The organism is Streptomyces sp. NPDC058691 (assembly GCF_042714775.1).
Classification (GTDB): Bacteria; Actinomycetota; Actinomycetes; order Streptomycetales; family Streptomycetaceae; genus Actinacidiphila.
This window is the reverse complement of the sequence record NZ_JBHXSO010000005.1, coordinates 36,093-58,105: the sequence shown is the minus strand read 5'-3', so window position 1 is coordinate 58,105 and position 22,013 is coordinate 36,093. Positions and strand designations below refer to the sequence as shown.

Genomic DNA, 22,013 nt, shown 5'->3' with positions numbered 1-22,013 from the left:
CGGCTCAGCTGGCCGAGCAGCTCGGCAGCTGGGCGGTCTTCCCCTCGCGGATGTCCTTCAGGGCGTCCAGGGCGTCGTCGATGGTCTTGACCTTGACCAGGGTGAGGCCGCTCGGAGTGTCCTGGGCGGCCTCCGCGCAGTTGTCGGCGGGGGTGAGGAAGTACTCGGCGCCCTTTTCGCGTGCCCCGATGGTCTTCATGTCTATGCCGCCGATGGGGCCGACCTTGCCTTCGTCGTCGATCGTGCCGGTGCCCGCGACGAAGGTGCCGCCGGTGAGATCGCCGGGCGTGAGCTTGTCGACGATGCCCAGGGCGAACATCAGGCCGGCGCTCGGTCCGCCGACGTCCGCGAGCTTGATGTCGATCGTGAACGGGAGCGTGGGCTCCACGCCGGCCTGGATGCCGACGATCGCGCGCCGCTTGCCGTCGTCGTCCGACGTGGCCGTGGTGATGGTGACGTCCTTGGTCGCGTCGCCCTTGGCTCCCTTGGGGACGACGGTGAAGACCACCTTCTGGCCCGGCTGGTGCTTGGTGACCAGCGTGGCGACGTCGCCCGCCGCCTTCACCTGGGTGCCGTCCACGGCCTTGATCACATCACCGGCGTGCAGCTTGCCCTCGGAGGGGGCGTCCTTCACCACGGTGGAGACGATCACCCGGGAGCCGACCGGTATGTCCAGCTCCCTCAGGGCGGCGACCTTGGCGCTGTCCTGGGACTGGGTGAACTCCTCGGCGTTCTCCTGGTCGGCCTGCTCGGCCGTCTGGCCCTGCGGGTAGAGCGTGTCGTGCTCGACGACCTTCTGGTCGTGGGCCAGCCACCCGGCGACCGCCTCGACCAGGTTCATGGAGTAGTCCGCGCTGGTCACCCGGACGGTGGTCATGTTCAGGTGACCGTCGGCGGGATAGGTCTTGTGCCCGGAGATCTGCAGCACCGGTGCGCCGTCGTGGTCGCCCAGCGTGTTGACGGTCGGCCCCGGCGACATCTCCGCGTACGGCACGCGCATCAGCAGCGCGACACAGAGCAGTGCTATCAACGTCAGGGTCGACGCGAGCAGCGTCGCAGTGCGGCGTGGCATGGAACGACAGTACGGTACGCGACCGGCAGGCGCCCCGCGGGCCCTCAGACGCTGCCCGACTCGGAACGCTGCATGGCCTCGCGGAACCGCTCATAGCCGGCGAGTGAGGCGCCGTCCCCCGTGGAGCGCGTACGCGCCGCCCAGCTTCCCCAGACGGCGGCGGCGACAGCGGCCAACACCGGAATGAGCAACCATGCGAGCGCCGCCACTGAGGCCTCCCGTATGCGCGAACGGACGCGCAGTCGATCAAGAAACTATGAGCAGACTAATCGTTTGCTGCTATAACGTTCCGGGCGGGTCAGGGGTTACGCAACCGCAGGTAGGCCGTCCGGTGGACGGTGAACACCAGTTCGATCCAGTGATGCGGGGCCGCCGCTGCGGCAGCGCGCCCGGCCCCCCGTTCCCCGCGCTCAGTTCGCGCCGGCACCCACCCATTCCTCGGTACCGTCGGAGAACTCCTGGTGCTTCCAGATCGGCACCTCGCGCTTGAGGTCGTCGATCAGCCGCCGGCACGCCGCGAAGGCCTCTGCACGGTGCGGGCAGGAGACGGCCACGACGACCGCCAGGTCCCCGACACGCAGGTCGCCGACCCGGTGGACCGCGGCCAGGGCGCGGACGGGGAAGTCCGCCGCCACCTTCTCCGCGACCCGTCGCAGCGCGGCCTCGGCCTCGGGGTGGGCGGTGTAGCCCAGGCCGGTGACCTCCGCGCCCGAGGGGCCGTCGTGGTCCCGGACGGTACCGACGAACAGGGCGGTGCCCCCGGCGGAGGCGTGCTCCACCGCACGGAAGACCTCGTCCACGGACAGCTCGGTGTCGCGGACGGCGACCAGCCGGATGGGTTCCTCGTACGTCTGCGCCATAGGACTCATGCTCTCTCATCTCCCGCTATGCGGAAATAGTTTTTCGTCACACGCCTCGAAAGGGGGCGACGGCGTTCACACCCCGCGGCGCTTGCGCGCCCGCCGCACCATGGCCGCCGTGCCGACCAGCGCCACCGTGGCGCCGGCCGCGCCCAGAGTGGCCGCGTCCTTGCGGCCCAGCCGCCGTCCGACGACCGAGTTGCGGCCCGCGACTTCCTCCAGGAGAACGGCGAGCACCTCCTCGTTCGTCCACTGCGGCCGCCAGCCCGACTCGTGCAGCCGGCTGCCGCTGACGACCCAGGGATGCATCGTGTACGCCAGGTCCCCGGCCGGCGACGGCGTGAGGCCGAGCCGGTGCAGCCGGGAAGCCGCGCCCAGCGCTATGGCCGGCGGCAGCTCCATGCGCCGGATTCCGGAGAGTTCCTCGACCTCCTCCTGCTCCAGCCAGCCGTCGCAGCCCACCGTCATCTCGCCGTCGACCTTCTCCAGCGCCGCGTGCTCCAGCGCCGTCACCAGGTCGTCGACGTGGCAGAACTGCCAGCACGGCCGGCTGCCCGCGACCACCAGCAGTCGCGGCGACTCGAAGTACCGGGTGAGCGCGGTGTCCGTGCCGCCCACGAGGACCGCGGGGCGCACCACCGTCACGTGGAGCCCCGGGTGGGCGCGCGGCGCGCGCCTGCCCAGCCGCTCGATCTCCAGCAGGTCGCCCACGAAGGACGCCTCGGCGGTGGCGCGCAGTGGCGCGTCCTCCGCGAGGGGGACGTCGTTGTCCGGCTGCGCGCCGTAGACCATCGCCGAGGTGCACAGCACGACCCGCCGCACCCCCGCCGCGGCCGCCGCGGTGAGCACGGTCTGCGTGCCGCGCACATTGAAGGCGCTGCGCGCCCTGGGGTCGGACTCGAGGTCGAGGTCGAGCGCGAGATGGACGACGACGTCGACGCCGCGCAGCCGCTCGGCGATGGCCGGGTCCCGTACGTCCAGCACGCGCCATTGCGCGCCGGGCACGTCGCCGCGCCGTTCGTCGATCGCCACGACCTTCTTGACCTGGTCGGACTCGGCCAGCCGCAGCGCAAGCCGCAGACCGACGCCGGAGGCGGCGCCGGTCACGGCGACCACCGGGCCGGCGGCGGCCCTGCCGCCGCTCCGCTCTGGGCGAACGGTCGGTTCTGGGGAACTCACCAGGTGTCTCCCACGGTTGTTTCCGGTACGAGGTGCGCGGTCCGCAACCACGGTCCGTACGCAGCCATCCTGCCTGACGGGTGTCTAGGCTGGAGGTACAGCCCACAACACACAGAGCCGAGGAAACCGTGAGCGACATCCCATTCGGATTCGGAGTCCCTCCCGAGGAGCCCGAGGACGGGGACGGGAACGACAGCAGGAAGCCCGGCGGTTCCGGCGGCGGCTCCCAGGGTCCGGCCAATCCGTTCGGGTTCGGCGGCGGCAACCCCTTCGGTGCGGGCGGGGAGAACCCCTTCGCGGCGATGTTCGGCTCGCTCAACCCCAATGACCTGGGCGCCGCGTTCCAGCAGCTGGGGCAGATGCTCTCGTACGAGGGCGGCCCGGTGAACTGGGAGATGGCCAAGGACATCGCCCGGCAGACTGTCGCGCAGGCCGGCTCCGGTGGCGACCCCAGCGTGGGCCCGGCCGACCGCTCGAAGGTCGAGGAGGCGGTGCGCCTGGCCGACCTGTGGCTGGACGGCGCGACCTCCATGCCCTCCGGGGCCGGTTCGGCGGTGGCGTGGAGCCGCGCGGAGTGGGTCGAGACGACGCTGCCGGTGTGGAAGGAACTCGTCGACCCGGTCGCTGAACGCGTCGGCAACGCCATGGGCGACGTGCTCCCCGAGGAGATGCAGGCCATGGCCGGCCCGCTGCTCGGCATGATGCGCTCCATGGGCGGCGCCATGTTCGGCACGCAGATCGGGCAGGCGCTGGGCACGCTGGCGGGTGAGGTCGTGGGCTCGACCGACATCGGCCTGCCGCTCGGCCCGGCGGGCAAGGCGGCGCTCCTTCCGACCAATATCGCGGCGTTCGGCGAGGGCCTGGGCGTGCCGCAGGACGAGGTCCGGCTCTACCTGGCGCTGCGCGAGGCGGCCCACCAGCGGCTCTTCGCACACGTCCCGTGGCTGCGGGCGCACCTCTTCGGCGCCGTCGAGGGCTACGCGCGGGGCATCAAGGTCGACACCGCCAAGCTGGAGGAGGCGGTCGGTCAGCTCGACCCGTCCCACCCCGAGGCGCTGCAGGACGCTCTGCAGCAGGGCATGTTCCAGCCCGAGGACACCCCTCAGCAGAAGGCCGCGCTCGCCCGGCTGGAGACGGCCCTCGCGCTCGTCGAGGGCTGGGTCGACGCGGTGGTGCACGCCGCCGCGTCCCCGCACCTGCCGTCGGCGGGCGCCCTGCGCGAGACCCTGCGGCGGCGCCGGGCCTCCGGCGGTCCCGCCGAGCAGACCTTCGCCACCCTGATCGGACTGGAGCTGCGGCCTCGCCGGCTGCGCGACGCGTCCCGGCTGTGGGCGTCACTGACCGACGCGCGCGGCGTCGACGGCCGCGACGGCCTGTGGGCGCACCCCGACATGCTGCCGACCGCCGCCGATCTCGACGACCCCGACGGCTTTGTCCACCGCGAGCAGCTGGACTTCGCCGAGCTCGACAAGATGCTCGGCGAAGCCGCCCTCGGCGGCACGAAGGACGACGGCAAGGACCTGAAGGACGAGAAGGACGAGACCGGCAAGGGCACCGACGGCAAGGACGACGGCGAGAAGTGAACCTGTACGACGACGCGGTGCGCGTCCTCAAGGAGTGGGACGCGCCCGACACCGCCCAGGACCAGTTGCGGCTGGACTATCTGACGCACCTCGACGCGCATCCCGACGGCATGTGGAAGGCGTGCGCCGCAGGGCACGTCACCGGCAGCACGCTCGTGGTGGACCCGCACGGCGGCCGTGTCCTGCTGACCCTGCACAAGAAGCTCAGGATGTGGCTGCAGATGGGCGGCCACTGCGAGCCGCAGGACACCTCGCTGGCGGCGGCCGCGCTGCGCGAGGGCGTCGAGGAGTCCGGCATCGCCGGGCTGACGCTGCTGCGCCCCGAGCCGGTCAACCTCGACCGCCATCTGACGCCCTGCGCCTGGCATCTCGACGTGCAGTACGCCGCCGTGGCGCCGCCCGGTGCCGTCGAGGAGATCAGCGACGAGTCGCTGGACCTCAAGTGGTTCGCCTACGACGAGATCGCCGAGGTCGCGGACGGGTCGGTGCGGACGCTGCTGGCCCGCACCCGCGCGCTGATGTGAGTCGGCGCGCGGGCCGGGCCCGGGGCGGCGTCAGCGGTTGGTGAAGATGTTGCCCTGGTTCTGGCCGTGGGCGCCCTGCTGGCCGAAGCCGTACTGGGCGGCCAAGCCCTGGCCGAGCTGAGCGTTCTGCGGCGGCATCAGCTCACTGGGCTGCACCAGGACGTAGCCCTGGCCCAGGAAGTTGAGCTCCCAGCCCTCACCGGTGTTGCCGCGCCGCCGCCACACACTGGAGGAACTGGTCTGCGCCTGCATCTGCACGCGGAGCGAGGACGACCAGGCGACCACCGCGTCGGAGTCGGCGGAGACGTACTTGTCCGGGGTGACCTGCATCAGCAGCGGGCGGCCCGAGGTCATGAGCGCGACCTTGCCGTGGCCGGAGATGTTGAGGTTGTACGCGCCGCTGCCCGAGATGCCGAACTGGCTGTCCACCGAGATGACCTCCCAGTGCAGCCCCGAGTCGAGCGCCAGCACATAGGCGCCGTCCACGGTCAGGCCGTCGTGGTCCACGTCCACGACGTGGATGTGCTGGGCGAGATTGGCGAGGTAGACGGTGCCCTGCCCGGAGCAGCGCATGAGCTCCAGGCCCTCGCCCGTGCGGTAGCGGGCGTTGCGCTGGGCGTGGCTCTGGTACTCGCCGTCGAACTCGATCAGGCCCTGGTAGGCGACCATGGCGCCCTTGCGGGCCAGGCAGTCGCTCCTGCCGTCGAGCTTGACCCGCAGCAGGTACGGGTTCTGCAGGGCGTACTGGTCGTCGGTCTGGACCTCGGTGTAGCCGAAAAGCGGGCTCTGCATGATGGATCGCTCCCCCTCAGCCCCGGACTCGGAGGCGGTCGGTGCTGTCTTCGCTGGGCTGTACGACGACGAAGCCCTGGCCGGAGAAGCCGATCTGGAAGGCCTCGCCGCTGCCCCGCCCGATCAGGGAGGATGCCTTGAAGCTTCGCTTGGACTTGGTCTTCAGCCCGCTCGACCAGGCCACCAGCGCGTCCGGGTCGACATAGGTCTCGTCCTCGCCGCGGCCGCAGTCGACGACGACCGGGGTGCCGCGCGAGGTGATGGCCACCCAGCCGGTGCCGGACACGCCGACGTTGAACAGGCCCTGTCCGGCGAACTTGGCCAGCCCCTTCACCCGCTCCACGCCCCACTGCAGATGCGCGTCGAAGGCGAGCAGATTGGTGCCGTTGACCGACAGGGACTCGTTGTTGAGGTACAGGCAGACGACGTCGGCACCGTAGTCGGCGAGGTACAGCAGCCCGTCGCCGGTGCACTTCATCAGCGGCGCGCCCTCCCCGGTCAGCCACTGCGACGCCATCTGACGGACGGCGGGCGGGTTGGGCTCGTACTGGACGAAGCCCTCGTAGGCGACCATCGATCCGGTGCGCGCGTAGAGGTCCTGGCCGCTTTGCATGGCGACCTTCAGCATGCTGTTGCCGTGGGTCTCCATACGGGCGGTGACCGGTGCCGGGGAGTACCCGGAAATCAGAGTCTGGTCCATGGCGGGCTCCCCTCAGACCTCGTACGGCTGGACGACGATGAAGTTGCCGGGGGCGCCGCGGAACTGGAGGTTCACGGTCTCCCCGCTGTGTCCCGGATAGGCGTTCCGGCGCAGCCGCACCTGGCTGGAGAGCACCACCTGCGACGCGGCGGACCAGGCGACGATGGCGTTGCTGTCGGCGTAGGTGGTGGGCGTGACCGGCAGCACCACGGGCGTGCCGTGGGTCTTGACGATCACGGTGCCGGTGCCCTGGAACTGCATCGTGAACAGGGCGCCGCCGGGGATGCCGTGACCCTCGATGCGGCGCACCTCGTGCTGCAGGGACTCGTCGAAGGCCAGGACGTTCTCCGCGGAGACGCAGATCGCGTCGCCCTGGAGCTCGATCGGGTGCAGATAGGAGGCGTCCTCGGCGAAGAACACCTGTCCGCGGCCGGTGCAGCGCATCAGCTGCATCTCCTGGCCGGTCATGTTGCCGACGATGCGGCCGGCGAATCCGGCGCCCTTGTAGCCGAATTCGACCTTGCCCTGGTACAGCACCATGCTGCCCTGACGGGCGAGCACCGGCTGACCGCCCGCCTGGGAGAGGTCGACGCGGACGAGCTTGGAGTTCTGCTGCGTCCAGCGCTGGCCGGTGGGGACCTCGCGGTACTTCTGCATGGCGGCGGCGAGGCCGCCGCCGGGAGTCTGCGGGACCTGCGGAGCGCCCGGTGCCTGACCGTACGGCGCGGGGGCCGCCGGCGGCTGGCCGAACGGAGCCTGCGGCGGCTGACCGTAGGGGGCCTGGCCTTGTGGGGCCTGGCCGAAGGGCGGCGGGCCGGGCGGCTGGCCGAACGGGGGCTGACCCGGCATCTGGCCGGGAGGACCGGGGTGTCCAGGCGGCGCCTGCGGGGGCGGCACCTGGCCGAAGGGCGGCTGTCCCGGCGCCTGCGGCGGGGCCTGGGGCGGCGGGGTGGTCATCGGCGCCACCATGGTGGGCGCCGCGTGGACCGGGGGTGCCGGAGGCGCGCCGAAGGCGGGGGCGGGCTGCGGAACCGGGGGTGCCGGCGCGGGGGCCGGTGCCGGAGGCGCCGCGAAGCCGGGCGTGGGCCCGGCCGGCGGGGCGAAGCCCGGTGCCGCCGCGGGCTGCTGGGGCACGGCGGGCTGCTGCTCCTCGGCGACCTCGCCGCCGAAGTTCTTCAGCAGGGCGTCCAGTCCGCCGTCGAAGCCCTGGCCGACCGCCGCGAAGCGCCAGACGTCCTTGAGGTAGATGTCCGCCAGCATGACCGCGCGCTCGGTGCTGAACTCCGCGCCGCTGAAGGCGTAGCGCGCCACTTCCTCGCCGCCCGCGACGATCCTGATGTAGCCGGGACCGACCTGGGACATCTGCCCGGCGCCGTCGAGGGTCGCGGTGAAGCTGAGCCTGTGGATCCGCTGCGGGATGCGCTCCAGCGTGACCCGGAAGGACTCGCTGTCGCCGGCCTGCGCGCCGAGCAGCTGAATCGACTCCTCGGGCGACTTGGGCTGGTTGAAGAAGATGAAATAGCGGTCGTCCGACAGCTGTTCCTCGGCGTCGAGACCGAAGCAGCTGATGTCGAACGTCAGGCCGGGTCCGCCGATCTGCACGCCGACGTACAGATCCGTCCCTGCCGTGAGATCACTGATCTTGGCCTTGTGGCCGCGCTGGAATTCCCTGGCCATTGCGAACGACCGCCCCCCATCCGTACGTACGTGCCTCTGCGTTGCGTCAGGCTATCCGCTGACTCCGACGGCGGGCCATTCCCCGGCTATTCCTCGCGTGCCGTCGGCGGGTGCGGGAGGCGGGCCGCCGCGACGACCCCTTCGAGGTATCCCCGCGCGCGTTCCGTGCGCGGATATGACTCCAGCACCTTCCAGAAGTCGGGCCCGTGGCCCGGCACGAGGAGGTGCGCGAGCTCATGGAGGAGAACGTAGTCGATGACGTACTCGGGCATGCCCTGAAGCCGGTGGGACAGGCGGATGCTGCCCTCGGCCGGCGTACACGAGCCCCACCGGGAGTTCTGGTTGGTGACCCAGCGCACGGTGCGCGGGGCGGCACGGCCCCCGAGGTACTGGGCGGACAGCTGCGCGGCCCGGGCGGCGAGCTGCTCGTCGCCGAGCATCTTGCGGCTCTCCTGGGCGGCGAGCTTGTCGAGCATGACCGTCACCCAGCGTTTCTCCTCGGCGACGGACATCCGCGCCGGGATGAGGACCACGGTGACGTCGCCCTCGCGGTACGCCGAGACGGTGCGGCGTCGACGGGCACTCCGGCGCACTTCCACCGCGCTGGTCCGGGAGGCGCGCGGGGGCTGGCTGGAAAGACTGTGGGAGGGGTCGGCGGACACGGCACGACGTTACCCGCCCGGAGTCCGTCAAGTCCCGCCCCCGGGTGTGCTCACCTGAAAAAAGACTCGCGTTCAAGAACCACCGGACGACATCCCCGACGACATCCGCTGGATTTCCCGATCAAATGATCATTGCTGTCGCCTGTGGATAACTTTCGCGGCCGGTTCGCGGTTTCCGGGCATGCTGGTCACCACGGATTCACCGGGATCTCCGGCAGGGGGTCCCTCGTCCACGGGGGTGGCGATGCGTCCCATGCTCAAACCCGCCATGCGCCGCAGCTGGCGCAGCCGGGAAAGCCTGCAATTCGGGGTCGACCCGGCCCACGCCGTCGTGCTGGACTCGGTGGACGGCGCGGCCTCCGCCTTCCTCGACCTGCTCGACGGCACGCGGGGGATCGGCCCGCTGGCCCGGGAGGCCGAGTCGCTGGGGCTGGAGCCCCGCCAGGCCCGGCGGCTGCTCGGGCTGCTCGCGGAGGGCGGCGTGCTGGACGACGCCTCCTCGCACGCCGAGCTGTCGGAGGCGATGAGCCACCGCTCGGCCGCGCTGGACCGGCTCCGGCCCGACCTGGCCGCGCTCTCCGTCGTGCACACCGATCCCGGCGGGGCGGCCGACCGCATACGGGAGCGGCGCGGCACACGGGTGCGCGTGGTGGGGGCGGGACGCGTCGGGGGCACGATCGCGGGGGTGCTCTCGGCGGCGGGGGTGGGCCGGGTCGACGTCCGCGACGACGGCCGGGTCGAGCCGTGGGACACCGCGCCGGGCGGCATCCCGGCGGACCACATCGGGGAGCGCAGGGACGCGGCGGCGCGCGGTCTGGTCCGGCGGGCGGCGCCCGATCCACGGGCCGGCGCGGTCGGCAGACGGGGACCGGCCGCCCGGCCCGAACCGGGACTCTCCCTGGTCGTGATCGCGCCCCGGGACGGGCTGGCGGCCTACGCGCCCGATCCGCGCGAGGCCGAGCCCCTGCTGGCGGCGGGGATTCCCCATCTGTACGCCGGGGTGGTGGAGGGCATGGGGGTCGTCGGTCCGCTGGTGGTACCGGGGAGCACCGGCTGCGCCGGCTGCCTGGGACTGCGGATGGCGGACGCGGACGCGGCCTGGCCCCGGGTGCTGGCGCAGTTGCGGTCCGGTCGCGGCGGCGTGCCGGCCTGCGATGTGGCGCTGGCCACCACGGTCGCGGGCCTGGCGGCGGCCCACGCCCTGGCGTTCGTCGACGGGGGCCGGCCGCCGAGCTGCGGGGCGCGCTGGGAACTGGGGCTCGCCCGGCTGACCACCGAGGTACGTCCGGTCCCTGTGGACCGCAGGTGCGGATGTGGTGCGACCGGGGAACTGGGTGCCGCCCTCCGGGAGGGGCGGGGGACAATGACGGGGTGACCGACCGGAAAGTGGGGGCGCATGTCTGATCTTCCGCGTAAAGCGGTGACCCGAACCGCCAAGTTGGCCGCACTCCCCCTGGGATTCGCGGGCCGGGCGACACTGGGGCTGGGCAAGCGACTCGGGGGCCGCCCCGCGGACGAGGTCGCGACCGAACTCCAGCAGCGGACCGCCGAGCAGCTCTTCAAGGTCCTCGGCGAGCTCAAGGGCGGGGCGATGAAGTTCGGGCAGGCGCTGTCCGTCTTCGAGGCCGCGCTGCCCGAGGAGGTGGCCGGCCCCTACCGGGCGGCGCTCACCAGACTGCAGGACGCGGCGCCGCCGATGCCCGCCCGCACCGTGCACGGGGTGCTGGCGGAGCGGCTGGGCGAGGACTGGCGCGAGATGTTCGCGGAGTTCGAGGACCGGCCCGCGGCCGCCGCCTCGATCGGCCAGGTGCACCGCGCCGTGTGGCACGACGGCCGCAAGGTCGCGGTGAAGGTGCAGTACCCCGGCGCGGGCGACGCCCTGTTGTCGGATCTCAACCAACTGGGCCGGGTGGCGCGGCTGTTCGGGCCGCTCATCCCCGGCATGGACATCAAGCCGCTGATCTCGGAACTGCGCGACCGGATCGCGGAGGAACTGGACTACGAGTTGGAGGCCCAGGCCCAGCACGCGCACGCGACGGAGTTCGCCGGCGACCCGGATGTGTTCGTGCCGGATGTCGTGCACCGCACCGAACGGGTGCTGGTCACGGAGTGGATGGACGGGGTGCCGCTGGCGGAGGTGATCTCCGGGGGCAGCCAGGAGATGCGCGACCGCGCGGGACAGCTGCTGGCGCGCTTCTTGTTCGCCGGTCCCGCGCGCACGGGCCTGCTGCACGCCGACCCCCACCCGGGCAACTTCCGGTTGCTGATGGACGACGGCCCCGCGGCCGGGTGGCGGCTGGGCGTGCTGGACTTCGGCACCGTCGACCGGCTTCCGGAGGGCCTTCCGGTGCCGATAGGGACGGCCCTGCGGCTGGCGCTGGCGGACGACGCCGAGTCGGTGCACGCGATGCTCCGGCAGGAGGGCTTCGTCAAACCGACCATCGACCTCGATCCGGACGCCGTGCTGGACTATCTGCGGCCGATCATCGAGCCCGCGGCGGTGGAGGAGTTCGCCTTCGCCCGCGACTGGATGCGCGCGCAGGCCGCGCGGATCGCGGACCCGCGCTCGCCCGCGCACCAGTTGGGCAAGCAGCTCAATCTGCCGCCCTCGTATCTGCTGATCCACCGGGTGACGCTGAGCACCATCGGGGTGCTGTGCCAGCTGGCGGCGACCGTGCGGCTGCACGACGAGTTGCTCGAGTGGCTGCCCGGGTTCGCCGGCGAGGGGGATGCGCCGCTGCCCGAGGTCGAGGACGCCTCGGCCTGACGGGTGCGTTCAGGGCGCTACCACCAGGCGGAGTCCAGCCGCCCTTCGATACTGCGGATGTTGCTGCGCCCGCAGTCGTCGCAGAAGTACACGCGACTGCCGTTCTCCACGGAGCAGGTCCAGGTGAGGGGGAGCCCCTGGGCGACCGCGCCGCAGCGGGCGCACGTCGTCGTCGTGGGAGCAGTCCCGACCCGATCGACTTGAGTCTTCTGGTCCACTTCGTGACGATATCGCGGGGCCGGTCGAAATCGACCGGCCCCGCGGTTGTGTGTCGTTACGGATGTGTGACCGCTGGGTGACGGCTACTGCATCACGGCCATCGCGAGCGCGCGGCGGGCGCGCATCGAGGCACGTTCGGCGCGGCGCTGCAGACGCCGGGCGGTGAGCACGCGCAGCGCCATGCGTTCGTGCTCGGCCTCGTAGAGGCGCTCTTGCATATGGGCGCGAGCCAGGGCTTCTGGCATGAGTTGCATTTCAAGGTTCCTGTTCTGGCGCGCGGTCGGCGCGTCGGCAGTCGGTGCGGGGCGTTCGCTGGTGGACGGGTTCATCGGGGCCTGTTTCATCGGGTCGTGCGTGAGGGGTCGATCGATCGTTCCGACGGCTGGACGCTTCATGCCATGACCGCGTTCTTGCGCGGGCGGCCACGGGGCCGCTTGCGGGGCACCACGACACCCTGGACGAACAGCTCGCCACCCCAGACACCCCAGGGCTCACGGCGGTCCTTCGCGCCGGCGAGGCAGGCCTCACGGACCGGGCAGGTCTGGCACAGCGACTTGGCGTACTCGACGTCGGCCGGGGACTCGGCGAAGAAAACCTCCGGGTCGAAGGTCCGGCACGGGACGGGGACGCCGAGGCGCTCGATCTCGTCGTCGAGCTCGGTGAGGGGGATCAAGGTGACCTCCGGGTCAGGCGGGCGAACTGGGGTGGGTACGGCCGGTGCGTGCGAAGTGATGTGCACGATCGCTTCGTTCCTCGTCTGTTTGTCGTGGGTGGGAAAACAGAAGGGCCGCGGATCCCGGTCTGGGATTCCGCGGCCCTGAAGGCGCCGGCCTGATCGTCGTCAGGCTGGATCACTCCAGGGTTCGAGCCCGCGGAAGGCCCACTTCGGGTGCTGCTGCGTCTTCGGGTTTCCGGCACCATTGGTCGCCGCAAAGGCATAGGCCTTGGCCTGTGCCATCACCGCTTCCGCCGGCGCCTGAGTCGGTCGCTCGCCCGCGCGCTCCCGCAGGGAGAGGGCAGGAGTGCCCAGGGCGGACACACGACCGGACAGGCTGCTGGACAGACCGGTGCCGAGGATCGAGGCACCGAGCGGGCATGCGGCGACGACCGTGCGATCGGTCGTGGTGTCGATGTAAGTGATCACTGGTCTCGCCTCCTCTCGGCGTCTCGTGGGGCTGGTCCGGACAGGTCTTGCGGGGTTAGTACATCACGGATTCCACCGCTCCGGGAAGGTCCTCCACGAAGCCGCGTCGTCCGCGCTCACGCAGGCTATGGGGATTTCCTCGGGGCGCGCAAACTATTTTCCGAGGTCTTCTGCAACAGCTTCATCACCCGCCCCGGAGCCGGTGCACAGGGCGAGAACCTCGGCGCCGAACTTGTCCAGTTTGCGGGCCCCGACTCCGGAGATAACCGACAGTTCGGACTCCGTGGAAGGCCTTACCTCGGCGATGGCGAGCAGCGTCTTGTCGGTGAAGACGCAGTAGGCGGGCTGGCCGAGCGCCTTGGCCTGCTCGACCCGCCACTCGCGCAGCCGCTCGTACAGCGCCTCGTCCATGTCGGAGGGGCAGTCCTCACAGCGCATCAGCTTGATCTCGCCGGCGTCTGAGAGCGTGCGGCCGCAGACGCGGCACTGCACCGGCCCGCGTCGCCGCCGACCGCCCGCGCCGCGCTCCACGCCGCCTCCGGCCGCCGCGCGGCCGCCCGTCCGTCCCCGCGCCGCCGTGCCCGGCCGCAGCCCGTCCAGGAAGCGCGAGGGCCGCCGGCCGCCGCGGCCGCCCGGGGAGCGGGACAGCGCCCAGGACAGCCCAAGGTGGAAGCGGGCCCGGGTGACGCCGACGTAGAGCAGCCGCCGTTCCTCCTCCACCTGCTCGTCGGTCTTGGCGTAGGTGATCGGCATCGTGCCCTCGGTCAGGCCGACCAGGAACACCGCGTCCCACTCCAGGCCCTTGGCGGCGTGCAGTGAGGCCAGCGTGACGCCCTCCACGGTGGGTGCGTGCTGTGCTCCGGCCCGCTCGTCGAGCTCGGCGACGAAGTCCGCGAGGGTGGCGCCCTCGCGGGCACGTGAGAAGTCCTCGGCGAGCCGCACGAGCGCCGCCAGCGACTCCCAGCGGTCGCGGACCGCGCCCGAGCCCGCCGGGGCCTCCGGGGACCAGCCGCGGGTGCTCAGCACCGCCCGGACGTGCGCGGGCAGGTCCGCGTCCTCCAGCGGATCACTGGCCCGGGCCGCGCCGCGCAGCAGCATCCCCGCCTCGCGGACCTCGGGCCGCTCGAAGAAGCGCTCGGCGCCGCGCAGCTGGTAAGGCACCCCGGCGTCGGCGAGGGCCTGCTCGTAGACCTCGGACTGGGCGTTGACCCGGTAGAGCACGGCGATCTCGCTGGGCCGCACTCCGTCGTCGATCAGCTCGCGGATCCGCCGCGCGGTGCCCTCGGCCTCGGCCGGCTCGTCCGCGTACTCCGTGTAGGACGGCTCGGGGCCGGCCTCGCGCTGCGAGACCAGCTCCAGCCGGTGCTGGGCGGCCTGGCCCCGGGCCTGCGACAGCAGTCCGTTGGCGAGATGCACGACCTGGGGGGTGGAGCGGTAGTCGCGGACGAGCTTGACCACGGTGGCGTCCGGGTGCCGGGTGCGGAAGCCGAGCAGGAACTCGGGGGTGGCGCCGGTGAAGGAGTAGATGGTCTGCGAGGCGTCGCCGACCACGCAGACGCTGTCCCGCCCGCCGAGCCACAGGTCGAGCAGCCGCTGCTGGAGGGGGCTGACGTCCTGGTACTCGTCGACGACGAAGTGCTGGTACTGGCCGCGGACGGCCTCTGCGACGTCCGGACGGTCCTCCAGGACGCCGACCGTGAGCAGCAGCACGTCCTCGAAGTCGATGACGCCGCGGTCGCGTTTGAGCTGCTCGTACGTGGTGTAGATACGGGCGATCTCCGCGGCGTCCCGCGGCACCTCGCGGGCCGCCTTGGCGGCGGCGCCCGGGTAGTCCTCCGGGACGGTCTGGGTGACCTTGGCCCACTCGATCTCGCCGGTGACGTCGCGCAGCTCGTTGCGGTCCAGCCGGATCCGGGAGCGGGCGCCGGCCTCGGCGACCAGCTGGATCTTGCGCTCGGCCAGCCGCGGCATCTCGCCGCCGATCGCGCGCGGCCAGAAGTACTGCAACTGCCGCAGCGCCGCGGAGTGGAAGGTCCGCGCCTGCACACCGCCCGCGCCCAGCTGCCGCAGCCGCCCGCGCATCTCGCCGGCCGCCCGGGCGGTGAAGGTGACCGCGAGGACGCTGGCGGGCTGCAGTATCCCGGCCCGCACCCCGTACGCGATCCGGTGCGTGATCGCGCGGGTCTTGCCCGTGCCGGCGCCGGCCAGCACGCACACCGGGCCGTGCAGGGCGGTGGCGACCGCGCGCTGTTCGGGATCGAGCCCGGCGAGCACGGCGTCCGGGGAGTCCGGGACGGCGGAGAACTCCGGGAAGAGCGGGGTATGGGTTGGAGCAGTCACCCCGCCATGCTGCCAGGTCCCGGGAGACAGCCGGGAAAGTTATCCACAGCTGAGGCCCGATTGTCGGATCGGATGCGAATGCAAGGAATGCGGGACCCTTGGGCCGGCGTTCTGGGGAGGCTATCTTCACCCAGATTCCCCCAAGCGATTCCCCCAGCCCTGAGGAGCGAACACCGATGTCCGGCACTGTGACGATGTACAGCACCACGTGGTGCGGCTACTGCCGCCGTCTGAAGGGCCAGCTGGACCGCGAGGGCATCCCCTTCAAGGAGATCAACATCGAGCAGGACCCGGAGTCGGCGAAGTTCGTCGAGACCGTCAACGGCGGCAACCAGCTGGTCCCGACCCTGCTCGTCACCCCGGAGAGCGGCGCCGAGCCGATCCCGCTGAGCAACCCGAGCCTCGCCCAGGTCAAGCAGGCCCTGGCGAGCTGAGGCCCCGGGCCCGGTCGCGCGGTATCCCCGCGGCCGGGCCCGTTCGCTCGTGGTCAGTGCCGTACCGGCAGGGGCATGCCGTACCAGCGCTCGATCAGCCGGGCCGCGATGGAGATGCCGTACGGCGGCAGCACCTCGCCCGTCTCCATCGCCTTGCGGTACTCCTCGCGGGAGAACCAGCGGGCCTCGTGCAGTTCCTCGCCGTCCACCGTGATCTCCGCGGACGAGGCGGACGCCATGAAGCCCAGCATCAGGCTGGACGGGAACGGCCACGGCTGGCTGGCGACGTAGGACACCCCGGCCACCGTCACCCCGGCCTCCTCCGCGACCTCGCGGACGACGGCCTGCTCGATGGACTCCCCCGGCTCCACGAAGCCCGCCAGGGTCGAGAAGCGGCCCTCCGGCCAGTGCGCCTGGCGGCCCAGCAGCGCGCGGTCCTGGTCGTCGGTGACCAGCATGATCACCGCGGGGTCGGTGCGCGGGTAGTGCTCGGCCCCGCAGGCCGGACAGCGCCGGATGTGGCCGGCGGCGGCGACGACCGTGCGCTCGCCGCAGCGGGAGCAGAACCGGTGCATCCGCTGCCAGTTCTCCAGCGCGACCGCGTGCACCATCAGCCCGGCGTCGCGGTCGGAGAGCAGTGCGCCCACCTCGCGCAGCCCGGCCGGGCGGGCCACGTCGTCCATCCGGCCCGGGAGGCTGTCCTTCTGCAGCGCGAAGTAGCGCACGCCGTCCTCGTCGATGCCGAGGAAGTAGCGGTGCACCTCGCTCTCCGGCGCCTCGAAGGACGGCATCATGACCAGCTCGGTCCCGCCGTCCGGGGTGTCCTCGACCAGCACCTGGCCGCCCGAGACCACGAAGACCCGGGTCGTGGGGTGACTCCATGCAGCCGCCAGCCACGCCTCGTCGAGACGGTGGAGGGCGGCACGGTCGACGCCCGACCAGCGGGCCAGGGGTGGGAGGTCCGCCGGGCCGGACACCGGGCCGGAGCCCTTCCCGGTGCCAGCATTGCCGGACGTACCAGGCATATCGGACAAAGCTGCTGTCAACTCCCCGTAGCGCGCGGATTCTTGCGGATGCTCACAGAGTCGTGAACTCGCTCCACAGGTACGCGGAGGTCTCCACGCCCTTCAGGAGCAGGTCGAGCTCGACCTTCTCGTTCACTGAATGCCAACCGTCGGACGGCACGGAAATTCCCAGGAAGAGGACGGGGACGCCGAGCACGTCCTGCAGGTCGGCCGCCGGTCCGGAACCACCCTCACGAGTGAACAGGACCTCCTTGCCGAAGGCCCGCCCCATCGCCCGTGTGAGCGCGCCCAGCGCCGGGTGGTCCAGCGGGGTCAGGCACGGGCGGGTGGCGCCCCAGAAGGTGATCTCGTGCCGGATGCCGTCCGGGACGCGCGCGGCGATCCAGTCGGCGACCAGCCGCTGCACGGTCTCGGTGTCCTGCCCGGCGACCAGCCGGAAGGACAGCTTCAGCTGGGCGGAGGCCGGCACGATCGTCTTGCCGCCGGGCCCCTGGTAGCCGCCGCCGATGCCGTTGACCTCGGCGGTGGGACGGGCCCAGACCCGCTCCAGGGTGGAGTGGCCCGCTTCGCCGCTTGCCGCGTACGACCGGGCCGTGCGCAGCCAGCGCTTCTCGTCGAAGGGCAGCCGCGCGAACAGCTCCCGCTCCCGCTCGGTCAGCTCCACGACACCGTCGTAGAAGCCGGGGACGGCCACCCTGCCGTCCGCGTCGTGCAGTCCGGCGGCCAGCCGGGCGGCCTCGGTGGCCGGATTGGGGACGGCTCCGCCGAAGGAACCGGAGTGGACGTCCCGGTCGGGGCCGCGCAGGTCGACCTGGCAGTCGACGAGGCCGCGCATGCCGGTGCAGACGGTCGGGGTGTCCTCGTCCCACATGCCGGTGTCGGAGACGATCACCGTGTCGCAGGCCAGCCGGCCGGCGTGCGCGCGCACCAGGTCGGCGAAGTGCGGCGAGCCGGCCTCCTCCTCGCCCTCGACCAGCAGCTTCAGGTGCACGGCGGGCGTGCTGCGGCCGGTGGCGGCCAGGTGGGCGCGGACGCCGAGCGTGTGGAAGAACACCTGGCCCTTGTCGTCGGCGGCGCCGCGCGCGTACATCCGCCCGTCGCGGATCTCGGGCTCGAAGGGATCGCCGTCCCAGCCGTCCTCGCGGGCCGCGGGCTGTACGTCGTGGTGGCCGTAGACCAGCACCGTCGGCGCGTCCGGATCGTCGGAGGGCCACTCGGCGAAGACCGCCGGCGCGCCCGCGGTCGGCCACACCTCGGCGACCGGGAAGCCCGTCTCCCGCAGCTTCGCGGCCAGCCACCGGGCACTGCGCTCGACGTCCCCGGACCGCTCGGGGTCGGCCGACACGGACGGGATGCGCAGCCACTCGGCGAGCTCGCCGAGGAAGGCCTCACGGTGGGTCGCGATGTACGTACGGACGACGCTGTCCGGGGTGGTGCTCATGGCATTGAGCCTATCGGGCGACGGCCCCGGAGCCCTCGTCGCCTCCGGGCTCCCCCAGCAGCAGCCGCTCCAGCGCCGCACGGCCGGGCAGCTCGGGCGGACGGACCAGCTCGCCCGTACGGACGTGGAGGAAGGCCGCCGTGACCCGCTCCGGCGGAACGCGGCGCTGCTCGGCCCAGGCGAGCCGGTAGACGGCGAGCTGGAGCGGGTCGGCGGAGCCGGTGCGGCCGGTCTTCCAGTCGACGATCTCGTAGGCGTCGCCCTCGCGGTAGACGGCGTCGATCCGGCCGCGGATCACCCGTCCGGCCAGGCTGAGCTGGAACGGCGCCTCGACCCGGTAGGGCGTGCGCTCGGCGTAGGGGGTGGCGAGGAAGGCCTCCTTGAGCGCGGCGAGGTCGCGCTCGTCGGCGATCTCGTCGTCGCCCTCGATGCCCGGCAGATCCTCGGGGGCGATCAGCGGCAGCTCCTCGAACCGGGACTCCACCCAGGCGTGGAAGCGCGTGCCCCGGCGCGCGGCGGGCTGCGGCCGGCGCGGCATCGGGCGGGCGAGCTCGCGGGCGAAGCCGTCGGGGTCGGCGGCCAGGCGCAGCAGCTGGGACGCGGTCAGCGTCGGCGGGAGCGGCACATCGCGTACGGCGGCGCGGGCCCGGCGCAGCTCGGCGGCGAGGGCGTCCAGGTCGCGGTCCCAGGAGGCGGCCAGCCGTGCCTCCTCGGGCAGCAGCGGCCCGCGGCCGCCGTGCTCGGGCTGGGGCTCGGGTTCCGCCGCGCGCACCGGCTCCGGCGCGGGTTCTTCCGCGTGCCCGGGCATGGGACGCGGTCCCGGGACGGCGGGCCGTTCGGAAGCCCAGTCGTCCCAGTCTCCGGCCTCGTCCTCGTCCTCGTGCGGCGGCTCCCCGGTGTCGTACGGCGGCTCCTCCTCCGGGGGCGGCCAGTCGGGGTCGGCCGGTGCGGCGTCGGCGGGCTCCTGCCGGAAGGAGACGTCCAAGTGGGCCAGCACGCTCCGGGCGGCCTCGCGGCGGCGGCCCAGGGCCTGCGCGTCCAGGGGAAGCGGCCAGGCCGGCTCGGTGCCGCGGACGAGGGCCGGGTTGGCGGCGTCGTCCTCCGGCGGGTCGGCCCAGTGCTCGACCTCGCCGTGGCCGGCCTCGCAATGGACACGCAGCGCGTCCAGGAAGGCGGAGGGCCCGAAGGGGCGCTTCTGCGTGGGGCCCCACCAGTGGCCGGAGCCCAGCAGCAGGGAGCGGGGGCGGGTGAAGGTGACGTAGCCGAGCCGCAGTTCCTCGACCCGGTTGTGCTCGGCCATGGCCGTCTTGAAGTCGGCCAGGCCCGCGCGCGACCACTCCTGGACGTCGGGGAGGGTGGCGGCGTCGCCGCGCAGGGCATGCGGCAGCACCTTGGCGTTGGTGTGCCACAGCTCCCGGCCGCGCTCACTCGGGAAGCCCTTGCGCACCAGGCCCGGGACGGCGACGACGTCCCACTCCAGGCCCTTGGACTTGTGGGCGGTGAGCACCTTGACCGTGTTCTCGCCGCCGGGCAGCGAGCTGTCCAGGCCCTTCTCGTACTGGGCCGCGGTGCGCAGGAAGGCGAGGAAGGCCTGCAGGTTCGCCTCGCCGTCCAGGGACGGGAAGCCGGCCGCGACGTCCAGGAAGGCGTGCAGCGTCTCGCGGCGGCGCGCGGCCAGTGCCTGCGGGGACGCGGAGAGCTCGACCTCCAGGCCGGTGACCGCCAGCACCCGGTGCAGGACGTCCATCAACGGGTCGGCCAGGGCGCGGCGCAGTTCCCGTATCTCGGTGGCCAGCCGCGCGAAGCGCACCCGGGCCTCGGACGAGAAGGGCAGGCGGTCCTCGGGCTCACCGTCGACGAAGGTCTCCAGGGCGTCGGCCAGGGAGATCACCTCGGCCGGGTCGACACCCTCCACGGCGGCCGCCAGCCGGTCGGCGATCTCGCCGCGGCCCGGCACCAGAAGCCGCGCCCGCCGCCCCAGCAGCGCCAGGTCACGGGCGCCGATGCGCCAGCGCGGCCCGGTCAGCAGCCGTACGAGGGCGGCGTTGGCGGTCGGGTCCTGCAGCACCTCGCAGACCGCGACCAAGTCGGCGACCTCGGGGAGGTCGAGCAGCCCGGACAGGCCGACGACCTCCACGGGTACGTCGCGGGCGACGAGCGCGGCATGGATGTCGGCGAAATGGCCGGCGGCCCGGCACAGCACCGCGATCTCGCCCGGGGCGGTGCCGGTGCGGACCAGGTGGGCGATGGAGTCGGCGATCCAGTCGATCTCCTCGCCCTGCGTCGGCAGCAGCGCGCAGCGCACGACGCCGTCCCGCTCGGCACCGGGCGCCGGACGCAGGGCCTCGACGCCCTCATGACGTTCGCGCAGCTCGGTGGCGAGTTCGTTGGCGAGGTCCAGCAGACGGCCGCCGCTGCGCCGGTTCTCCGACAGGGACTGGCGGCGGGCCGGGGTGCCGTCGGCGTGCGCGAAGTGGCGGGGGAAGTCGTCGAGGTTGGCGACCGACGCCCCGCGCCAGCCGTAGATGGCCTGGCAGGGGTCGCCGACGGCGGTGACCGGGTGGCCGGTGCCGTCGCCGAACAGCCCGGAGAGGAGCAGGCCCTGGGCGACGGAGGTGTCCTGGTACTCGTCGAGCAGCACCACGGCGTACTGCTCGCGCAGGATGCGGCCGACCTCCGGCCTGGTGCGGGCGAGGGTCGCGGACAGCGCGATCTGGTCGCCGAAGTCGAGCAGGTCGCGCTTCTTCTTCTCGGCGCGGTAGGCGGCCGCGAGCCCGGTGAGGTCGGTGCGGGCGCGGGCGGTCTCGGGGAGCCGGCGCAGATCGGCGTTGGTGAGCCGGACGCCGTCGAGTTCGGCCAGCCACGCGCGGTCGTGCGCGAGCAGCCGCTCGGGCGGCACCAGGTGCTCGGCGAGCTCGCCCTCCAGCGCCAGCAGGTCGCTGACCAGGCCTGGGATGCCCTTGATGAGCGCCGGGAAGGGACCGGGCGCGGCACGCAGCACCTTGGCGGCCAGCTGGTAGCGGGTCGCGTCGGCGAGCAGCCGGGAGGCCGGCTCCAGCCCTATGCGCAGCCCGTGCTCCTTGAGCAGCTGCCCGGCGAAGGCGTGGTACGTGGAGATCTGCGGCTCGCCGGGGGCGTGGTCGGGGTCGGCCGGGTCCGGGTCGGTGACACCGGCCCGGACCAGCGCCTTGCGCACACGCTCGGACAGCTCGCCGGCCGCCTTGTTGGTGAACGTCAGCCCCAGCACCTGTTCCGGCGCGACCTGCCCGGTGCCGACCAGCCACACCACGCGGGCCGCCATGACCGTCGTCTTCCCCGACCCGGCGCCGGCCACGATCACCTGCGGCGCGAGCGGCGCGGTGACGCACGCCAGCTGCTCCGGGGTGAACGGGATGCCCAGCAGCTCCTTGAGCTGTTCGGGGCCGGTGATACGGGACGACACAAAGGGGAGGCTATCGGGCGCCACCGACAGCGGGCGGCGTCGCCCGGTTTTCCGGATATAGCCGGACCAGGAGCCTTGCGCCCACTACGTTCTACGCTCACGCTCGTCGAGGTGGAGGTGCCACGTGCCACCGGGCGGCTGAACGGCCCCAC

Annotated in this window: 21 protein-coding genes; 5 read left to right on the top strand and 16 right to left on the bottom strand. The window is 72.5% G+C overall.

Annotation, left to right across the window (positions count from 1 at the left end; all coding sequences use genetic code 11):
- Positions 1-4 precede the first annotated feature (4 nt).
- From ACFWVC_RS05395 to ACFWVC_RS05380, 4 genes are all read right to left on the bottom strand, one after another.
- Positions 5-1,072 (bottom strand): PDZ domain-containing protein, encoded by a 1,068-nt coding sequence (locus tag ACFWVC_RS05395; RefSeq protein ID WP_384277990.1) that lies wholly within the window; start codon positions 1,070-1,072, stop codon positions 5-7.
- A gap of 44 nt (positions 1,073-1,116) precedes the next feature.
- Positions 1,117-1,248, bottom strand: coding sequence for a hypothetical protein (locus ACFWVC_RS05390; RefSeq protein WP_384278678.1), 132 nt, complete (start codon positions 1,246-1,248; stop codon positions 1,117-1,119).
- Positions 1,249-1,482: 234 nt separating this feature from the next.
- Positions 1,483-1,941: a molybdenum cofactor biosynthesis protein MoaE gene (locus tag ACFWVC_RS05385; RefSeq protein WP_384277985.1), complete on the bottom strand. Its 459-nt coding sequence runs from the start codon at positions 1,939-1,941 to the stop codon at positions 1,483-1,485.
- A gap of 66 nt (positions 1,942-2,007) precedes the next feature.
- The gene (locus ACFWVC_RS05380) at positions 2,008-3,111 is read right to left on the bottom strand and encodes an SDR family oxidoreductase (protein WP_384277977.1); all 1,104 of its coding nucleotides are present in this window, start codon (positions 3,109-3,111) and stop codon (positions 2,008-2,010) included.
- 128 nt (positions 3,112-3,239) lie between these two features.
- Between ACFWVC_RS05380 and ACFWVC_RS05375 the strand changes: the two genes are divergently transcribed.
- On the top strand, positions 3,240-4,694 hold the full coding sequence (locus ACFWVC_RS05375) for a zinc-dependent metalloprotease (RefSeq protein ID WP_384277974.1): 1,455 nt from the start codon (positions 3,240-3,242) through the stop codon (positions 4,692-4,694).
- Entirely contained in the window at positions 4,691-5,218 is a 528-nt protein-coding gene (locus tag ACFWVC_RS05370) for an NUDIX hydrolase (protein ID WP_384277970.1), read from the top strand. The genes ACFWVC_RS05375 and ACFWVC_RS05370 overlap by 4 nt, the downstream gene beginning before the upstream one ends.
- 30 nt (positions 5,219-5,248) lie before the next feature.
- Here the strand turns inward: ACFWVC_RS05370 and ACFWVC_RS05365 are convergent, their stop codons facing one another.
- The 4 genes from ACFWVC_RS05365 to ACFWVC_RS05350 form a co-directional block, all read right to left on the bottom strand.
- On the bottom strand, positions 5,249-6,010 hold the full coding sequence (locus ACFWVC_RS05365; RefSeq protein ID WP_384277964.1) for an AIM24 family protein: 762 nt from the start codon (positions 6,008-6,010) through the stop codon (positions 5,249-5,251).
- A 16-nt stretch (positions 6,011-6,026) separates the two neighbouring features.
- Entirely contained in the window at positions 6,027-6,710 is a 684-nt protein-coding gene (locus ACFWVC_RS05360) for an AIM24 family protein (RefSeq protein WP_384277958.1), read from the bottom strand.
- Between the two features lie 12 nt (positions 6,711-6,722).
- On the bottom strand, positions 6,723-8,387 hold the full coding sequence (locus tag ACFWVC_RS05355) for a TerD family protein (protein WP_384277951.1): 1,665 nt from the start codon (positions 8,385-8,387) through the stop codon (positions 6,723-6,725).
- 86 nt (positions 8,388-8,473) lie between these two features.
- A complete protein-coding gene (locus ACFWVC_RS05350) occupies positions 8,474-9,049 on the bottom strand; it encodes a M48 family metallopeptidase (RefSeq protein WP_384277944.1) in 576 nt (191 codons plus the stop codon).
- A gap of 244 nt (positions 9,050-9,293) precedes the next feature.
- Between ACFWVC_RS05350 and ACFWVC_RS05345 the strand changes: the two genes are divergently transcribed.
- Positions 9,294-10,424, top strand: a complete 1,131-nt coding sequence (locus ACFWVC_RS05345) for a TOMM precursor leader peptide-binding protein (RefSeq protein ID WP_384277938.1) — start codon at positions 9,294-9,296, stop codon at positions 10,422-10,424.
- Positions 10,425-10,445: 21 nt separating this feature from the next.
- The gene (locus ACFWVC_RS05340; RefSeq protein WP_384277931.1) at positions 10,446-11,816 is read left to right on the top strand and encodes an ABC1 kinase family protein; all 1,371 of its coding nucleotides are present in this window, start codon (positions 10,446-10,448) and stop codon (positions 11,814-11,816) included.
- Between the two features lie 17 nt (positions 11,817-11,833).
- Here ACFWVC_RS05340 and ACFWVC_RS05335 read toward each other — a convergent pair whose 3' ends face one another.
- From ACFWVC_RS05335 to ACFWVC_RS05315, 5 genes are all read right to left on the bottom strand, one after another.
- The gene (locus tag ACFWVC_RS05335) at positions 11,834-12,034 is read right to left on the bottom strand and encodes a hypothetical protein (protein ID WP_384277925.1); all 201 of its coding nucleotides are present in this window, start codon (positions 12,032-12,034) and stop codon (positions 11,834-11,836) included.
- Between the two features lie 84 nt (positions 12,035-12,118).
- Positions 12,119-12,430 (bottom strand): hypothetical protein, encoded by a 312-nt coding sequence (locus ACFWVC_RS05330; protein WP_384277919.1) that lies wholly within the window; start codon positions 12,428-12,430, stop codon positions 12,119-12,121.
- Complete coding sequence (locus ACFWVC_RS05325) at positions 12,427-12,774, bottom strand: WhiB family transcriptional regulator (RefSeq protein WP_384277913.1); 348 nt, start codon at positions 12,772-12,774, stop codon at positions 12,427-12,429. Before ACFWVC_RS05325 ends, ACFWVC_RS05330 begins: the two co-directional genes overlap by 4 nt.
- A gap of 102 nt (positions 12,775-12,876) precedes the next feature.
- Complete coding sequence (locus ACFWVC_RS05320) at positions 12,877-13,179, bottom strand: hypothetical protein (protein WP_384277910.1); 303 nt, start codon at positions 13,177-13,179, stop codon at positions 12,877-12,879.
- A gap of 153 nt (positions 13,180-13,332) precedes the next feature.
- Positions 13,333-15,519, bottom strand: a complete 2,187-nt coding sequence (locus ACFWVC_RS05315) for an ATP-dependent DNA helicase UvrD2 (protein ID WP_384277904.1) — start codon at positions 15,517-15,519, stop codon at positions 13,333-13,335.
- Between the two features lie 176 nt (positions 15,520-15,695).
- Between ACFWVC_RS05315 and ACFWVC_RS05310 the strand changes: the two genes are divergently transcribed.
- Entirely contained in the window at positions 15,696-15,953 is a 258-nt protein-coding gene (locus tag ACFWVC_RS05310) for a glutaredoxin domain-containing protein (RefSeq protein ID WP_319665069.1), read from the top strand.
- 53 nt (positions 15,954-16,006) lie between these two features.
- Here ACFWVC_RS05310 and nudC read toward each other — a convergent pair whose 3' ends face one another.
- From nudC to ACFWVC_RS05295, 3 genes are read right to left on the bottom strand one after another with little or no spacing between them, the layout of a single operon-like run.
- Positions 16,007-16,978, bottom strand: a complete 972-nt coding sequence (gene nudC / locus ACFWVC_RS05305) for an NAD(+) diphosphatase (protein ID WP_384277895.1) — start codon at positions 16,976-16,978, stop codon at positions 16,007-16,009.
- Positions 16,979-17,030: 52 nt separating this feature from the next.
- Entirely contained in the window at positions 17,031-18,419 is a 1,389-nt protein-coding gene (locus tag ACFWVC_RS05300) for a dipeptidase (protein WP_384277891.1), read from the bottom strand.
- A 10-nt stretch (positions 18,420-18,429) separates the two neighbouring features.
- Complete coding sequence (locus ACFWVC_RS05295; RefSeq protein ID WP_384277885.1) at positions 18,430-21,861, bottom strand: UvrD-helicase domain-containing protein; 3,432 nt, start codon at positions 21,859-21,861, stop codon at positions 18,430-18,432.
- Between the last annotated feature and the right edge of the window lie 152 nt (positions 21,862-22,013).

Excerpts from the sequence above, each read along its gene's own strand:
- ACFWVC_RS05395 (WP_384277990.1), bottom strand. The coding sequence starts at position 1,072 with ATGCCACGCCGCACTGCGACGCTGCTCGCGTCGACCCTGACGTTGATA.
- ACFWVC_RS05385 (WP_384277985.1), bottom strand. The coding sequence starts at position 1,941 with ATGAGTCCTATGGCGCAGACGTACGAGGAACCCATCCGGCTGGTCGCC.
- ACFWVC_RS05365 (WP_384277964.1), bottom strand. The coding sequence starts at position 6,010 with ATGCAGAGCCCGCTTTTCGGCTACACCGAGGTCCAGACCGACGACCAG.
- ACFWVC_RS05360 (WP_384277958.1), bottom strand. The coding sequence starts at position 6,710 with ATGGACCAGACTCTGATTTCCGGGTACTCCCCGGCACCGGTCACCGCC.
- ACFWVC_RS05355 (WP_384277951.1), bottom strand. The coding sequence starts at position 8,387 with ATGGCCAGGGAATTCCAGCGCGGCCACAAGGCCAAGATCAGTGATCTC.
- ACFWVC_RS05345 (WP_384277938.1), top strand. The coding sequence starts at position 9,294 with ATGCGTCCCATGCTCAAACCCGCCATGCGCCGCAGCTGGCGCAGCCGG.
- ACFWVC_RS05340 (WP_384277931.1), top strand. The coding sequence starts at position 10,446 with ATGTCTGATCTTCCGCGTAAAGCGGTGACCCGAACCGCCAAGTTGGCC.
- ACFWVC_RS05330 (WP_384277919.1), bottom strand. The coding sequence starts at position 12,430 with ATGAAGCGTCCAGCCGTCGGAACGATCGATCGACCCCTCACGCACGAC.
- ACFWVC_RS05310 (WP_319665069.1), top strand. The coding sequence starts at position 15,696 with ATGTCCGGCACTGTGACGATGTACAGCACCACGTGGTGCGGCTACTGC.
- nudC (WP_384277895.1), bottom strand. The coding sequence starts at position 16,978 with ATGCCTGGTACGTCCGGCAATGCTGGCACCGGGAAGGGCTCCGGCCCG.
- ACFWVC_RS05300 (WP_384277891.1), bottom strand. The coding sequence starts at position 18,419 with ATGAGCACCACCCCGGACAGCGTCGTCCGTACGTACATCGCGACCCAC.